Raw genomic sequence first — 14584 nt, forward strand, 5'->3', positions numbered from 1 at the left:
GAGATAAAATCGCGGTGAATTACAACGACTCGGGCGGGAATAAAACTTCATGAGCCATATGACGGGGTTGGGGCGGGTGAGCATGGTGCTCGCGATGGTGGGAGGCATGCACGGCGCGTTCGCGCAAGGGCTGGCAGGCAGCGATTCGTCGGCGGTGCAGCCGGCGTCGGCGCCGGTGGCCGCGATTCCGGTGATCGACTCGCAGGCTCAGACGTCGGTGCAGCCGCAGGCCGGCGAGACGACGGGGCCGAGCACGGTCGACGACTTGCAGCGGCAGATCCAGGCGCATTCGCTGACGGAAATGCGCACGAGCTACAACGGCAGCTATGGCGCGAGCCTGCTGTTCAACGTCAAGGACGGTGCGTACTTCGTCGCGTTGTTCCAGCAGAAGGCGTTCTGGCGCGTGATCAAGACTTACGACGAAACACGGGCGGAAGCGATCTACCGCGATTTCTCGCGCCAGGCCGAGCGGCTGGCCGTCGACGAACTGCGGGCGGCGAAGCTGGAATCGCAGAAGGCACAGATGGACAAGCAGATCGAAGTTGCGCAGAACCGCGCGCGGCGCCTGCAGGCGGACATCTCGATCGCCCGGCAGCAGCAGGCGGCGGTGGCGGATCGCCAGAAGAGCGTGCGGAGCGAAACGGCGGCGCTGCAGGCGCAACAGGCCCAGCTCCAGTCGCAACTGCGGGCGTTGCAGCAGCAGGTGCGTTCGCTGCAGCGCGAGGCCAACGCGGGCCTGCCGACGACGGCACGCTGAACGCGGTAGCGGCGGTGCGGCGACGTGCCGCGCCGGTCGTACAAGTGAAAAGGGCAAGCCGGTTGGCTTGCCCTTTTTGTTTTACTGACCGTCCGGCACGATTCGCCGGCGGCGCGTCACGATGACCGGCCCGTTGCCGCCGCGGGAATCCGACGGTGCGGCGTTGCCGGATGCGTCGCCGGTATCGCGCGGCGCGCCGTAGCTTTCGCGCGGTTCACGCGGCGCGCCATAGCCTTCGCGCGGCTCACGCGAGCCGTAACCCTCGCGCGGTTCGCGCGAACCGTAGCCTTCACGCGGCTCGCGGGAGCCGTAGCCGCCGTCGCCGCGCGATTCGCGCGGGCCGCCGTGCGAGCCGTACGGGCTGTGACCGCCGCCTTCACGGCCGCCGGGGCGACCGCCGGTGCGCGGGCCGCGGGGGCCGCCGCCCGGGCGCGAGCCGCCCGTGTCGAGCTGGATCGTGGAAATCGCACGCTTGTAGATGCCTTGCAGACCCACGGGGGTGCGCAGCATCACCAGATACTGGTCGAACGACTCGATACACCCCGTCAGACGAATGCCGTTGACGAGATAGATTTCAACACGCTTACGTTCCTTGCGCGCCGAATTGATGAAGTCGTTTTGCGGATGGGATTCTGCGGGATTGGCCATTGAGGTGCGGCAGGAGCCTGCGTCAGAGAATATGTTGTGCGTGTGTGTGGCGTGTTCGTCCACATGGTGTTTGGCGGAATTCTACCTTGTTCGATAGGGAAGCGCGCAGTCGTGATTGTGTCGAACCGTAACCCACTATAGACGTTCCCGCGCATTTTCGCGATTCGGCCGAACGGCGAAAGCCGTTCGGTTACGTCGCGTTACGACTCTCGCCGCCCCGTATCACCTTGGCGCGCACACCGCGCTTACATTGGTCGCGCGAGCCGGGCGGGCCGGCTTATCAGGGATGCGGAGCATGAACAAGAGGCAAGTGGCAGGGATGATCGGGAGCATGGCGTTGCTCGTTTCGGGCAGTGCAATGGCGGGCCATGTGGACCTGTCGGTCGGCATCGGCGTACCGGTCGCGCCGGTCTATGTCGAGCCGGCGCCGGTCTATGTGGCGCCGCAACCCGCCGTCGTCGCCTATCCGGGCTATGGGTACGGCCGTTACGGCGATGACGACGACGATCGCTACCGCAAGTGGCGCAAGCACTACTACAAGCACCGGCATCGGCACCACGACGACGATGACGACTGAGCCCGAAACCGGCCGGCCAGCGCGCGTCAGAACGCGTAGTCGGGGTTTTTCGGGTCGAATGCGGTGTCGTCGAGCGGCGTCGGCGCGATTTTCTCGATGACGATCCGCTCGAAGATCCTGCCGTCGTTGTCATAGGACTCGACGGTCCGGAAATAGGGTGCGTGCAGATCGAGCCCGAGCACTTCCTTTTTCGCATAGAACTGCGGCCGCCCGGTCGGCGTTTCGTAGGTGAGCGCGACGACGCGCACGCCGCCGATCGTCTTGGCTTCGACATCCGTCGGGCGCTGCACGCCGGCTTCCAGGTATTTCTTCCCTTCGGCCAGGTACAGGTTCGCGATGAATTCGGTGCCGAGGTCCTTCACCTGATGATTCGACTGGGCGCGCGCCAGCGCGCCGTCGATCGCCGTCCATAGCGGAATCTTGCCGAGCAGGCCGCCGAGGTGGCCATACATCTCGTCCTTGCGCTGGGTCGTGTCGTAGATCGTCTCCTGTCCGGCATGCGCGCCGCCCGGCAGCCATTTCGCATACACGCGCAGCGGTTCGCGGGTCGTCTTCACGAGCATGCGGTCGGGCGTGTCGGACCATTTTCCGCCGATGCGCTCCTGGCGCACCATCGTGAACTGGTAGGACGGATAGCCGTTCGGGCCGTTGCGGATGTAAAGCGGCACGGCGAGCGGGTCCAGCGCCTTGAAGAGCGCCGTGAGCGTCGCGTCGTCGAGTTGCGCGAGCGTGCCGCGCTGGGCCGCCGTGCGCAGCCAGCGCGCCTGTTGCGCGAGCGGCTCGTGCGTGACCTTCGCGAGGTCTGCCGACAGCGCGACTTCCTGTGCCGCGCTCGCGGCGCCTGCCGTCTCCTGTGCATGCAGTCCTGCCTGTGCGAGCGACAGCACGCCCGCGATGGCTGCCGCCGCGGCATGCCGCGCGCGGCGTTTCATTCCTTCGTTCATCGACGGCGTCTCCCGGAGCGATGGATCGTTCAGCTCTGCTTCGCGGCATTGAGTTTGGCGAGTTCCTCGTCGCGCAGCGCGCGGCGCAGGATCTTGCCGACGTTCGTCTGCGGCAGTGCGTCGCGGAACTCGACGAACTTCGGCATCTTGTAGCCGGTCAGGTTCTTGCGGCAGTGCGCGAGCACGTCCTCGGCCGTCAGCGACGGGTCGCGGCGCACGACGAACACCTTGATCCGCTCGCCCTGTACCGCGTCCGGAATGCCGATCGCCGCGGCCTCGCTGATGCCGGGATGCATCACGAGCACTTCCTCGATCTCGTTCGGATACACGTTGAAGCCCGACACGAGGATCATGTCCTTCTTGCGGTCGATCAGGCGGATGAAGCCGCGCTCGTCCATCACGCCGATGTCGCCGGTGGCGAGCCAGCCGTCGGCATCCAGCACCTTGGCCGTCTCGTCGGGGCGCTGCCAGTAGCCGCGCATCACCTGCGGGCCGTGCACGCACAGCTCGCCGGGCTCGCCGATGGCGGCCCAGGTGCCGTCCTCGCGGCGAAAGCGCACGAGGGTCGACGGCGCGGGCAGGCCGATGGAACCGCTGAACGCGGCCATGTCGTTCAGGTCCACGGGGTTCATCGTGACGATCGGCGAGCATTCGGTGAGGCCGTAGCCTTCGACCACCGGCCGGCCCGTCACCTGCTGGAAGCGCTCCGCGACCGCGCGCTGCATCGCCATCCCGCCCGCCATCGCGAGCTTGAGCTTCGAGAAGTCGCGCTTGCGGAATTCCTCGTTGTCGAGGAACGCGTTGTACAGCGTGTTGATGCCGGTGATTCCCGTGAACGTCTCGTGGCGGATGATCTTCATCACCATCTTCATGTCGCGCGGGTTCGCGATCAGGATGTTGCGCCCGCCGAGCCCCATGAAGATGAACGCGTTCACCGTCAGCGAATAGATGTGATAGAGCGGCAGCGGCGTGAGCACGGTTTCGACGTCGCCCGACACCTGGTCGGCGATCCAGGCCTTCGCCTGCAGCAGGTTCGCGATCAGGTTGCCGTGCGTGAGCATCGCGCCTTTCGCGACGCCGGTCGTGCCGCCCGTGTACTGCAGGAACGCGAGATCGTCGCGCGTGGTCGGCACCGGCTGCGGCTTGCCGCGCGCGCCGAGCGCGAGGGCGGAGCGCAGCCGGATCGCCTGCGGCAGGTGGTAGGCCGGCACGAGCTTCTTCACGTGCTTCAGCACGAAATTGATCAGGCGTCCTTTCGCGTTGAAGCCGTCGGCGAGCAGGTCGCCGAGCGCGGTGACGACGATGTGCTTCACCTGCGTTTCGGGCAGCGCGTCCTGCAGCGTGCGCGCGAAGTTCTCGAACACGACGATCGTCTGCGCGCCGCTGTCCTTCAACTGGTGCGCGAGCTCGCGCACGGTATAGAGCGGATTCACGTTGACGACGATCGCGCCGGCCTTCAGCGCGCCGAACAGCGCGACCGGATACTGGAACGTGTTCGGCAGCATGATCGCGACGCGGTCGCCGGGCTTCACGCCGAGGCTTTGCAGATACGACGCGAACGCGTCGACCTTCCGCGCGAGCGTGCGGTAGGTCATCGACGCGCCGGCGCTCACGTAGGCGACGCGCTCGGCGAAGCGGGTCGTGCATTCGTCGAAGAACTGCACGAGCGACGCGTATTGCGTGACGTCGATCTCGTGCGGGACGCCGGGCGGGTACGACGCGTACCAGATGCCGTCGGTGTTCGGCGGAAGCTGGGCCGAGGTGGGTGCTGCGGAAGATGACATGACGTGTCTCCGGTCTTGGCTCTCGGCGAGGGCCGCGCTTCGGCGCGTGCCCATGCCCCGTGCTTCGCGGCCGGCCGGCGCGGGCGTCTCGACGCCGCGCCTGACCGCGCGTATCAATCAAATCGTGAACAGGCAGCCGCGCGTTGGCCTCGCGCGCTCAGTTCGTGGAATGCAGCGTGGCCGTCTCGGCGGTCGTCGCCGCGCACGACTGCGGCAGCCCGAACGCTTCGCTTGCGCCCGCGTCGTCGAGCACGGCCGCGAAGATCGACAGCTGCGCGCTGTCGGGCATCGGCGCCTTCAGCGCGGCGACGATCAGCGACGACAGCCGCGCGATCATCTGCACGTCGTTCATCGTGCGGCCTTGCGAGAATTCGTCGATCAGGCTTTCCGTTTCGGCGCCCGCGAGCGCGCCGGACAGCGCGCCGATCGCGAAGTGCAGCCGCCAGCCGAGCTCGGTGCGTGGCAGGTGCGGCAGCGCGCGCTGGAAGGCGTCGAAGAAGCGGCCCGCGACGCTCGCGTAGTGCGCGGTCAGGAAGTTGCGCACGAACGGCGAAGGGTCGGTGTATGCGCGGCCGATCAGCCGCAGGAACCCGGGCCCGCCGCGTTCGGGGTTGCGCGACGCCTTCAGCGCCGGAATGAACATCGCGCCGAGCACGTGCTCGCAGGTGATGTGCGCACCGAGTTGCGCGTCGAAGCGGTCGAGGATGCCGAGGCGTTCCTGGTTCAACTGATCGAGCCGGCGCGACAGCATCGCGTGGATCAGCGCTTCCTTGCTGCCGAAGTGGTAGTTGACCGCGGCGAGATTGACCGCCGCGCGCGACGTGATCTGCCGCATCGACATCGCCTCGAAGCCATGTTCGATGAACAGATCCTCGGCCGCATCGAGAATGCGGGCCTTCGTCCCGCCGGTCTGCCGGGTGCCGGATGACCGTGCCCCGGACGGCCGTCCCGAAGATGGCCGCCCCTCCTGACTTACTGCCATGTTCCGCCTCCCATGCCGGTTTCCCGGCCGCGAACAGGTGATTTTGATTGTTCGATTCAAACAGTCGTTTTTATTAAGATAAAAAAACGCGGGTGGAGGGGGCAAGCGCGGAATCTGGACCAATTCCTCTAGTTCGATGTGCAGGTGCGGAAAGCGCGGCACCGGCTCGCGGCCGGGCGGGGCGCGAGCGATGATGCGGTGCCGCAACACGCGGGTTCACCCGACGGTGCTACGCGTATTGACCGATTGCGTCATGTCGATGCCGCGCCGTTCGCGGCTGAACAGGATCAGCACGGCGATCGCGACGGCGACGATGCCGGCCACGAGCGCGAGCGCAAAGCCGTAATTGTTGCCGTTCGACACGGCGAGCGACGCCTGCATCGTCGCGTTGCCCGACGCGAGCAGGTTGCCGAGCTGGTAGACGACGCCGGGGAAGGTCGCGCGGATTTCGTCGGGCGAGATCTCGTTCAGGTGAACCGGTATCACGCCCCACGCGCCCTGTACCGAGATCTGCATCAGGAACGCGCCGGCGGCGAGCGCGATCGCGCCGCTCGAGAACGCCCACAGCGGCAGCACGGGCAGCGCGATCAGCGCGGCGATGAAGATCGCGCGGCGCCGGCCGATCCGCTCCGAGATCGCGCCGAACGACAGGCCGCCGACGATCGCGCCGACGTTCAACACGATCGTGATCCACGACACGGTATGCGGATCGAAGTGATGCTGTTCGCGCAGGAAGGTCGGATAGAGATCCTGCGTGCCGTGCGAGAAGAAGTTGAATGCGGTCATCAGCACGATCGCGTAGAGCGTGAGTTTCCAGTTCTGCTTCAGCGTGGCGCCGAGGCTCGGGCGCGCTCGCTTCTCCATCTGTTTCCACGCCGGCGATTCGGGCACGTGCGCACGCACGTACAGCACGAGCAGCGCGGGCAGCACGCCGACCATGAACATCCCGCGCCAGCCGATGTATTGGTAGAACAGGCCGAACACGACCGACGCGAGCAGATAGCCGCTCGGATAGCCGGCCTGCAGCAGCCCGGACACGACGCCGCGCGCGTGGGTCGGCACGGTTTCCATGGTCAGTGCGGACCCGACGCCCCATTCGCCGCCCATCGCGATGCCGAACAGCGCGCGCAGCACGAGCAGCGCGGTCAGGCTCGGCGCGAAACCCGACGCAAGTTCGAGCAACGAATAGCACGCGATGTTGACCATCAGCGTCGGGCGGCGACCGAAGCGATCGGCGAGCCGGCCGAAGATCAGCGCGCCGAGCGGGCGCATCGCGAGCGTGAGCGTGAGCGCGAACGCGACGGCGGGGATCGTCGACGCGAATTCAGCGGCAATGTCCTTCAGCACGAAAACCATCAGGAAAAAATCGAACGCATCGAGCGTCCAGCCCAGGTAGGCGGCGATCGTGACGTTGCGTTGCTCGCGGGTCCAGCTCATGTCCGGGTCTCCTCGTTGGCTTGCGCGCTCGCGACAGGCATGCGGATGCCGGCCCGCTCGCGCGCGGTGCGGGCGCACTGATCGAGTGTAGGCTTGCGCACCGCGCGACGTGGGGCGCGATACGCCCGAATCGGGAATAATCCCTACGAAATGCACTGTTTCGGAAACGGAAACGGCACCGCGCGAGGCACGCGTCAGGTGCCTGTATCATTCCGGAAGGCTTTTTGTATCAGTTCTGTAATGCATTCGATGCGCATCGTCACCGAATCAGGAGTCCGGATGAACGACCATTCCGCCGCCCCGTTGCCCGTGCTCGAAACCGCGCGGCTGTGGCTGCGTCCACGTGTGCTGGCCGATCTCGATGCATGCCTCGAGATGGATCGCGATCCCGAGGTCACGCGGCATATCGCGGGCCCGTGGCACGACCCCGTCGAGCATCGCCGCTTCGTCACGCACCGGATCACGCGCGATTATCCGCCGGGCCTCGGTTACTGGTCGATCTTCGAGAAGGCCGCGCCCGAGGTGTTCGTCGGCTGGATCCTGCTGATTCCCGACTACAAGGACGGCTCGCGCGACGTCGAGATCGGCTGGCGGCTCGTGCGGGCGACGTGGGGGCGCGGCATCGCGAGCGAAGCCGCGGCGGCCGTCGTGCGGCACGCGTTCGACACCTTGCGCCTGCCGCGCGTGATCGCCGATATCGCGGAGGCCAACAGCGGCTCGCTGAACGTGGCACGCAAGCTCGGCATGCGGCGCGTGAGCGTCGTGCACGACGGCATTCCTTACATTCGTCATCGCCTCGAACGCGACGATTTGCGCGCGTAGCGCGGCGTCGCGCACGTGGCGGATGTCGGAGATCGTCAACCGGATGCGTATCGCGGTCGTGATGGATCAACGGTTCGCGCGATCACGCGTAAGGCGCTGACGGGGCTCGAGGACGATCCGCCCCGACGCCGACTCGCCGCAGCCCGATCATTTCGCGGCGCTCGACGCACCGCCCGCGCCGCGCGTCGGCGTCGTCTATTGCGAAAGCGCGGCGCCGACGCTGGCGCCGGTGCGCTCGATCATGCCGGCCACTTCCGCGGCCGTCGGCGCATAGGCGCCCGCATGCTCGCAGACGACGGCCGCGCAAGCGGCCGCGTAGCGCAGATGCTCGGCGGCCGACGCGTCGGGCCGGGCGAGCTGGCTCGCGAGCCAGCCGCCGATGCTCGCGTCGCCACAGCCGACCGTGTCGGCGACCTCGGTCGGGAACGCGGGCTGAAACAGCACGGTATCGCGATGCAGCAGTTGCATCCCGGCTGCGCCGCGCGTGACGAGCATCGTCGCGTCGGGCGCCCATGCACGCAGTTGCGCGAGCGCGGCCGCTTCGTCGAGTTCGGGAAAGAGCCCGCGCAGGTCCTCGTCGGATACCTTGATCCAGTCGGCGAGCGCGCTCAGCCGGCGCAGCGTGTCGCGGTACGACGGCGCGGCCATCGGCGCGCGGAAGTTCGGATCGAACGAGATCCGCTTGCCGGCCGCCCGCGCGGCCTGCGCGACTTCGATCAGGCGCGACGCGAGCGGCTCGCGCACCACGCCGAGCGAGCCGACGTGCACGATGTCGGCCGCGTCGAAGGCGCCGGCCGGCAAGTCGGCCGGATCGAACGCGAGATCGGCGCTGTTTTCGCCGATGAAGAAATAGTGGGGCGGCTGCTTCGACACGACCATCGCGAGCAGCGGTGCGCGGTCGACCTGCCGGATGAAGCGCATGTCGAGCCCCGCGTCGGCGCTCTTGCGCATCAGCTCGTCGCCGAAGGTATCGCGGCTGACCGTGCCGGCAAAGGCGGTCGGCGCGCCGAGCCGCGCGCCGACGCGCGCGACGTTCCAGCACGAGCCGCCGGCGATGCTGCGCCAGTGCTGCGCGTCGTCGCGGATGAAGTCGGTCAGCGCTTCGCCGAACACGATCAGGCGGGGAAACGTCGTCGTCATGGGGAAACCTTGTGCCGCGGCATCGCATGCGGCCGTACAGCGGTTGATCTGAACAGGCGGGCAGTGCCGGCCGTCGCGCGCGCAGACGCGGCCCGGCACCGCCCGGCCTCGCGGGCGGGCGGGCGCGGGCGCCGCGATCAGCGCGGGGAGCTCCAGCCCTTGTAGGTCTTCACGTTGTCGCGCGTGACGAGTGTCGGCTCGATCAGGATCATCGGATTGGCCGGCTTCTGGCCGTTCATGATCCCGTAGCCGACGTTGACGGCCTGCTGCGCCATCGCCCACGGATCCTGGCTCGACGACGCCTGCACGAGCGTGTTCGACTTCAGCGCCACCTCGATGTCGGGTGCGCCGTCGACCGACGTGATCACGATGTTCGGGCGGTTCAGCTGCTTCGCCGCGAGATCGGTGCCGATCGCCTGCGGGTCGTTGATCGTGAATACGCCGTCGAGCTTCGGAAAGCGCGTCAGGTAGCCCTGCATCGCATTCATCCCGCCTTCGCGCGAGCCCTTGCCGTCCTGGTCGCTCGACAGCAGCTTGATGCCCGGGTTCTTCGCGAGCACGGTCTTGCAGCCGTTCACGCGGTCGATCACGGCCGACACCTGCGGGCCGTTCTCGATGATCACGTTGCCCTTGCCGTTCAGCTTCTTCGCGAGGTAGTCGCACGCGAGTTCGCCGGCCTTCACGTTGTTGGTCTGCACGGTCGCGTTCGCGCCGGCCGCCGCGACGTCCACCGCGACGACCGTGATGCCGGCCGCCTGCGCCTTCTTCACCGCTGGCTCGATCGCCTTCGGGTCGGTCGCGTTGAGCAGGATCATGTCGACGTGCGCGGAGATGAAGTTGTCGATCTGCGTGAACTGCTTGTTCAGGTCGTAATCGGCCGATACGGCCGTGACTTTCGCATTCGGGTTGAGCTGCTTCGCGCGTGCTTCGGCGCCTTTCACGATCGTGACGAAGTACGGATTGCCGAGCGACCCGACCGTGACGCCGATCGATTTCAGCGGCTTGTCGGCTGCCTGGGCGGCGGTGGCGCCGAAGGCGAGTGCGCAGGCGACGGCGGTCAGGGCGGCGGTGTGCTTGAACATGTCGTTGTGTCTCCGAGAGGTCTGTTGGCGAACGGGCGCAGGAGGACCTGCCTGCGCGCCGATGGTTGAACGATAACGAATGCGCGACAAGAAATGCGCGGTGAGGCAAGCGTGTCAGGTACGGGCCGAGTCGCGCTGGCGATAGCGGTCGAGCGCGACCGCGCCGATGATCACCAGCCCCTTGATGATGTACTGCCAGATGTCGGACACGCCGAGCAGCACGAGGCCGTTGGTCAGTACCGCGATGATCAGCGCGCCGATCAGCGTGCCGACGATCGATCCGACGCCGCCGACGAAGCTCGTGCCGCCGAGGATCACCGCGGCGATCGCGTCGAGCTCGTACGACTGGCCGAGCTGCAGGCCGTTGGCCGCATACAGGCGCGCGGCCGACATCACCGCGCCGAGGCCCGCGAGCAGGCCCGACGCCGCATACACGAACATCTGGATCGCCCGCACGTTGATGCCCGACAGGCGCGCGGCTTCGGGGTTGCCGCCGACCGAATAGATGCGCATCCCGAGCACCGTGCGGCGCAGGATGAACCACGAGATCGCGATCACCGCGCACGCGATCACGACGAGCCACGGCACGCCGAGGATCGAGCCGTTGCCGATGAACGCGAACGGCAGTTGCGGGTTGAACACGGTCGTGTCGTTGCCGATCAGGCGCGCGACGCCGCGTACGGCCGTCATCGCGCCGAGCGTGACGATGAACGGCGGCAGGCGCAGGAACGAGATCAGCCCGCCGTTGATCGCGCCGAACACGAGGCCGACGGCGAGCGCGAACGGCACGCCGAGCCAGCCCCAGCCGGGAATGGTCGACGCGATGAGCGCCGCGACGGCCGCGGCGGCGAGCACCGAGCCGACCGACAGGTCGATGCCGCCCGTCAGGATCACGAACGTCATGCCGGCGGCGAGCACGATGTTGATCGACGCCTGCTGCGTGACGATCGACAGGTTCTGCCACGTGAAGAAGCCGTCGGTCAGGAAGCCGAAGCCGACGCACAGGACCAGCAGCACCGGCAGCATGCCGGCCGTGCGGATCAGCGATTGCATGCGGGCGCGATGATCGGCGCCGCGCATCAGGGGCGTGCGGTTGGCGACCGGCTGGGCGGTCGCGGAAGCGAGGTTCCGCTGCTTGGTCGGGTTGATCATTTCGGTAGCCTGAAGGTAAGAGTGAAATGAAAAGGGCGGCTCAGTGCGCGTCGGCCAGTTCGGCCTGCGAGCCGGTGGCGAGCGCGATGATCGCTTCCTGCGTGATCGGCGTATGCGTGTGTCCGCCGAGTTCGCCCGCGATCTCGCCTTCGCGCATCACGAGCACGCGATCGGCGACGCCGATGATTTCCGGCAGCTCGCTGGAGATCACGATCACGCCCACGCCGGCGCGGGCCAGTTCGTTGATGATCCGGTAGATCTCGGATTTCGCGCCGATGTCCACGCCGCGTGTCGGTTCGTCGAGGATCAGCACGCGCGGCTTCGTCTCGAGCAGGCGCGACAGCAGCACTTTCTGCTGGTTGCCGCCCGACAGCGCGCCGACGTTGACGTTCGCGTGCGGGACGCGGATCGACAGCGATGCGATGGCGTCGCGCGCACGTTCGGCGCCGCGCGCGAGGTCGAGCGCGCCGAGCCGGGCATCGCGGTTGCACACCGAGATGTTGATGTTGTCGCGCACGCTCATGTCGAGGAACAGGCCCTGGCGCTTGCGGTCTTCCGTCAGGTAGACGAGGCCCGCGTCGATCGCGTCGCGCGGCGAGTGCGCGCCGAACGTGCGCTCGCCGAGCTTCACGTCGCCGCGCACGCGCGGCTCGGCCCCGAAGATCAGCCGCGCGAGCTCGGTGCGGCCCGCGCCGACGAGCCCCGCGATGCCGAGCACCTCGCCTGCGTGCAGATCGAGGCTGCAGCCGCGTACGCGCGCGCCGTCGGCGATGTCGCGGACCGACAGCAGCAGGTGGCCGGGGTCGTACGGTGCGTGTTCCTTCTTGTAGAAACCGGAGATGTCGCGGCCGACCATCATCCCGACGAGCCGGTCGGCCGACAGCGCCTCGCGCTCCAGCGTGCCGACGTACGTGCCGTCGCGCAGCACCGACACGCGATCGGACAGCTCGTAGATCTCCGCCATCCGGTGGCTGATGTAGATGATCGCGAGACCTTCCTCGCGCAACTGGCGGATCAGTCGGAACAGGTGTTCGGTTTCGCGCGACGACAGCGGCGTGGTCGGCTCGTCCATCACGAGGATCCGGGCGCGGGTGTGCACGGCGCGCGCGATTTCGACGAGCTGCTGTTCGGCGATCGACAGCGTGTCGACGAGCGTGTCGGGCCCGAACGGGGCGCCGAGGCGCGCGAGCACGTCCTGGCAGCCGCGCGCCATCGCCGCGCGGTCGATCGTGCCCCAGCGCCGGTTGCCGCGGCGCAGTTCGCGGCCGACGTAGATGTTTTCCGCGACGGTCAGGTTCGGCGACAGGCACAGCTCCTGGTAGATCACCGCGACGCCGGCATCGCGCGCGGCGAGCGGGCCGTCGATGTCGATGCGTTCGCCGTCGATCAGGATCTCGCCGCCGGCGTCGGCGCGGTATGCGCCCGACAGGATCTTCATCAGCGTCGACTTGCCTGCGCCGTTCTCGCCCATCAGCGAATGGATCTCGCCCGGATAGACGGTCAGGCTGACGTTGTCGAGCGCGCGTACGGCCGGGAACGTCTTGCTGATCCCGCGCATTTCGAGCAGCGGACGGGGCGACTCAGAACGCGACATGGTGGACCTCCTGCGAATCGGTGCGGGCGCCCTTGAGGATGCCGGCCCGCGGGGAGAAGTTGAAAAACATCGGCAGCGTGGCGGCGCCGATCGCGCCGGCGTCGGCGCCGAACGTGCCGCGTACGAGCACCGGCGTGCCGCGCGCCTCGGGCGCGGTGGCCACGAGCGCCGCGCGCAGGCGGGTCGTGACCGCGTCGAGCAGGCCCGCGTCGGTGTCGGCGTCGAGCACGACCACCGGCGCGTCGATCACGCACAGCACCGCGCGCAACGCCGGCGCGAGCGCGTCGACGCAGTCGTCGATCCATTCGTCGACGGCCGGCAGGCCGCGGGCGATGCATGCTTCGAGATCGGCGCGGTTCTCGACCGTCTCGCCGTGATGGCGCAGGTGGCGCACGAGCGCATGCAGCGATGCGCGTGCGAGCAGGATGTCCCACGGGCCGCGCGGCGGCGGCGCGGAGGCCAGCCGGCTCGGCGGCACCGGAATCACCGCGATGTCGCCCGCGTTGCCGGTCACGCCACGCAGGCAGTCGCCGTCGATCGCGATGCCGCCGCCGATCGCCGGCCCGATGAACAGGTAGACGAAGTCGTCGCACTGGCGGCCGTATCCGTAGAACAGTTCGGCGATCGCGGCCGCGTTGCCGTCGTTTTCGCCGAACACGGGCAGCGACAGCGTGCGGCCGAGGTTGGCCGCGAAATCGACGTCTTCCCAGGCGTGAAACGTGTCGGGCGCGAGACCGAGCTCGCGCATCCACGCGCCGAGGTTGTACGGCTGCGCGACGCCGACGCCGGTCAGGCGCGCGCGTTCATGGTCGGGGAGCAGGGCCTGCATCGCGTCGATGTCGCGACGCACGATTTCGAGCACGTCGGCGGGCGGGGGCAGCAGCGTGTCGTGCGAGCGGCGGCCGAGCACGTCGCCGGCGAAGTTGACGAGCGCCGTCTCGATGCGCATGCGGTCGAGATGGACGCCAATGCCGAACGCGCCGCGCGGATCGAGACGGATCAGCGAAGCGGGTTGGCCGCGCTGGCCTTCGGTGCGGCCGGCGAACTGGATCAGCTTCGCGTCGGCGAGCGATGCGATGATGCTGCCAACCGCCGTACCCGTCATGCTCGCGAGACGGGCGAGATCGGCCTTCGATGCGCTGCCCGCGCGGCGCAGCGTCTTCAGCAGCAGGCGCTCGTTGTAACGGCGCACGTTGGCCGAATTGCTCCCCTGGCCGAAGTGCGGGCTTCTCATGGCGTCTCCTTCCATGGCGCGCCGTGCGGCGGCGCATTAAATAAATCACGTTGATTTATTTAACCGCGTGAGCGGCGACCTGTCAGCCTAGGGAAATCCCGGTTGCGGCCGGGAAGGCGCGCCGGGCAGGGCACACGCGGCTCGCCGCGAGGCCGGGAATTTCGGATTGGTCGGATGAATTTGCGGCTGGGTGCGCATCGCGATTGCCGCTCGGGCCTGCGTGCGACAGGCTTGCAAGCGCAGCCTTTCGAGTCCTCGCGCAAAGCGCGCAGGCGCTTTGCTTCCTGGGCTTGAAATGAAAAAAGGCCGGCTAGAAGCCGACCTTTTCGAAAACAGATGGTGCCCAGGAGAGGACTCGGTCACCCATGCGCGACCCCGGCTGCGCTTGCAAGCGCAGCCTTTCGAGTCCTCGCGCAAAGCGCGCAGGCGCT

13 protein-coding genes are annotated in these 14584 nt (G+C 67.7%); 3 read left to right on the forward strand and 10 right to left on the reverse strand.

The annotated features are described in order from the left end of the window. Positions 1–49: 49 nt before the first annotated feature. Positions 50–757, forward strand: a complete 708-nt coding sequence (locus QZM15_RS16040; protein WP_059575718.1) for a DUF2968 domain-containing protein — start codon at positions 50–52, stop codon at positions 755–757. 81 nt (positions 758–838) lie between these two features. On the opposite strand, the gene hfq is transcribed toward QZM15_RS16040, so the two are convergent. After that, positions 839–1405: an RNA chaperone Hfq gene (hfq, locus tag QZM15_RS16045; RefSeq protein ID WP_012492570.1), complete on the reverse strand. Its 567-nt coding sequence runs from the start codon at positions 1403–1405 to the stop codon at positions 839–841. 295 nt (positions 1406–1700) lie between these two features. Between hfq and QZM15_RS16050 the strand changes: the two genes are divergently transcribed. Further along, positions 1701–1982, forward strand: coding sequence for a hypothetical protein (locus QZM15_RS16050; protein ID WP_302106717.1), 282 nt, complete (start codon positions 1701–1703; stop codon positions 1980–1982). A gap of 26 nt (positions 1983–2008) precedes the next feature. Here QZM15_RS16050 and QZM15_RS16055 read toward each other — a convergent pair whose 3' ends face one another. From QZM15_RS16055 to QZM15_RS16070, 4 genes are all read right to left on the reverse strand, one after another. Further along, a complete protein-coding gene (locus QZM15_RS16055) occupies positions 2009–2926 on the reverse strand; it encodes a DUF1571 domain-containing protein (protein WP_302106718.1) in 918 nt (305 codons plus the stop codon). Positions 2927–2955: 29 nt separating this feature from the next. After that, positions 2956–4710: an AMP-binding protein gene (locus tag QZM15_RS16060; protein ID WP_060010068.1), complete on the reverse strand. Its 1755-nt coding sequence runs from the start codon at positions 4708–4710 to the stop codon at positions 2956–2958. A 157-nt stretch (positions 4711–4867) separates the two neighbouring features. Then, positions 4868–5692, reverse strand: coding sequence for a TetR/AcrR family transcriptional regulator (locus tag QZM15_RS16065; RefSeq protein WP_059575710.1), 825 nt, complete (start codon positions 5690–5692; stop codon positions 4868–4870). Between the two features lie 216 nt (positions 5693–5908). After that, positions 5909–7129 carry an MFS transporter gene (locus QZM15_RS16070; protein WP_302106719.1) on the reverse strand — a complete coding sequence of 407 codons (1221 nt, stop codon included), beginning with the start codon at positions 7127–7129 and terminating at the stop codon, positions 5909–5911. Between the two features lie 279 nt (positions 7130–7408). Between QZM15_RS16070 and QZM15_RS16075 the strand changes: the two genes are divergently transcribed. Then, complete coding sequence (locus QZM15_RS16075) at positions 7409–7951, forward strand: GNAT family N-acetyltransferase (RefSeq protein ID WP_059638781.1); 543 nt, start codon at positions 7409–7411, stop codon at positions 7949–7951. Between the two features lie 195 nt (positions 7952–8146). Here the strand turns inward: QZM15_RS16075 and QZM15_RS16080 are convergent, their stop codons facing one another. The 5 genes from QZM15_RS16080 to QZM15_RS16100 form a co-directional block, all read right to left on the reverse strand. Beyond that, positions 8147–9091 carry a carbohydrate kinase gene (locus QZM15_RS16080; protein WP_275906173.1) on the reverse strand — a complete coding sequence of 315 codons (945 nt, stop codon included), beginning with the start codon at positions 9089–9091 and terminating at the stop codon, positions 8147–8149. 137 nt (positions 9092–9228) lie between these two features. Next, entirely contained in the window at positions 9229–10173 is a 945-nt protein-coding gene (locus QZM15_RS16085; protein ID WP_059575703.1) for an ABC transporter substrate-binding protein, read from the reverse strand. Between the two features lie 114 nt (positions 10174–10287). Then, on the reverse strand, positions 10288–11325 hold the full coding sequence (locus tag QZM15_RS16090) for a ribose ABC transporter permease (protein ID WP_059575701.1): 1038 nt from the start codon (positions 11323–11325) through the stop codon (positions 10288–10290). 40 nt (positions 11326–11365) lie between these two features. Next, positions 11366–12919: a sugar ABC transporter ATP-binding protein gene (locus tag QZM15_RS16095; RefSeq protein ID WP_059575699.1), complete on the reverse strand. Its 1554-nt coding sequence runs from the start codon at positions 12917–12919 to the stop codon at positions 11366–11368. After that, on the reverse strand, positions 12906–14153 hold the full coding sequence (locus QZM15_RS16100; RefSeq protein WP_302106720.1) for an ROK family protein: 1248 nt from the start codon (positions 14151–14153) through the stop codon (positions 12906–12908). Before QZM15_RS16100 ends, QZM15_RS16095 begins: the two co-directional genes overlap by 14 nt. Between the last annotated feature and the right edge of the window lie 431 nt (positions 14154–14584).

Origin of the sequence: Burkholderia sp. AU44665 (assembly GCF_030504405.1) — a bacterium.
Taxonomy (GTDB): Bacteria; Pseudomonadota; Gammaproteobacteria; order Burkholderiales; family Burkholderiaceae; genus Burkholderia; species Burkholderia semiarida.

Excerpts from the sequence above, each read along its gene's own strand:
- QZM15_RS16055 (WP_302106718.1), bottom strand. The coding sequence starts at position 2,926 with ATGAACGAAGGAATGAAACGCCGCGCGCGGCATGCCGCGGCGGCAGCC.
- QZM15_RS16050 (WP_302106717.1), top strand. The coding sequence starts at position 1,701 with ATGAACAAGAGGCAAGTGGCAGGGATGATCGGGAGCATGGCGTTGCTC.
- QZM15_RS16075 (WP_059638781.1), top strand. The coding sequence starts at position 7,409 with ATGAACGACCATTCCGCCGCCCCGTTGCCCGTGCTCGAAACCGCGCGG.
- QZM15_RS16060 (WP_060010068.1), bottom strand. The coding sequence starts at position 4,710 with ATGTCATCTTCCGCAGCACCCACCTCGGCCCAGCTTCCGCCGAACACC.
- QZM15_RS16070 (WP_302106719.1), bottom strand. The coding sequence starts at position 7,129 with ATGAGCTGGACCCGCGAGCAACGCAACGTCACGATCGCCGCCTACCTG.
- QZM15_RS16080 (WP_275906173.1), bottom strand. The coding sequence starts at position 9,091 with ATGACGACGACGTTTCCCCGCCTGATCGTGTTCGGCGAAGCGCTGACC.
- QZM15_RS16085 (WP_059575703.1), bottom strand. The coding sequence starts at position 10,173 with ATGTTCAAGCACACCGCCGCCCTGACCGCCGTCGCCTGCGCACTCGCC.
- QZM15_RS16100 (WP_302106720.1), bottom strand. The coding sequence starts at position 14,153 with ATGAGAAGCCCGCACTTCGGCCAGGGGAGCAATTCGGCCAACGTGCGC.
- hfq (WP_012492570.1), bottom strand. The coding sequence starts at position 1,405 with ATGGCCAATCCCGCAGAATCCCATCCGCAAAACGACTTCATCAATTCG.
- QZM15_RS16095 (WP_059575699.1), bottom strand. The coding sequence starts at position 12,919 with ATGTCGCGTTCTGAGTCGCCCCGTCCGCTGCTCGAAATGCGCGGGATC.
- QZM15_RS16040 (WP_059575718.1), top strand. The coding sequence starts at position 50 with ATGAGCCATATGACGGGGTTGGGGCGGGTGAGCATGGTGCTCGCGATG.
- QZM15_RS16090 (WP_059575701.1), bottom strand. The coding sequence starts at position 11,325 with ATGATCAACCCGACCAAGCAGCGGAACCTCGCTTCCGCGACCGCCCAG.
- QZM15_RS16065 (WP_059575710.1), bottom strand. The coding sequence starts at position 5,692 with ATGGCAGTAAGTCAGGAGGGGCGGCCATCTTCGGGACGGCCGTCCGGG.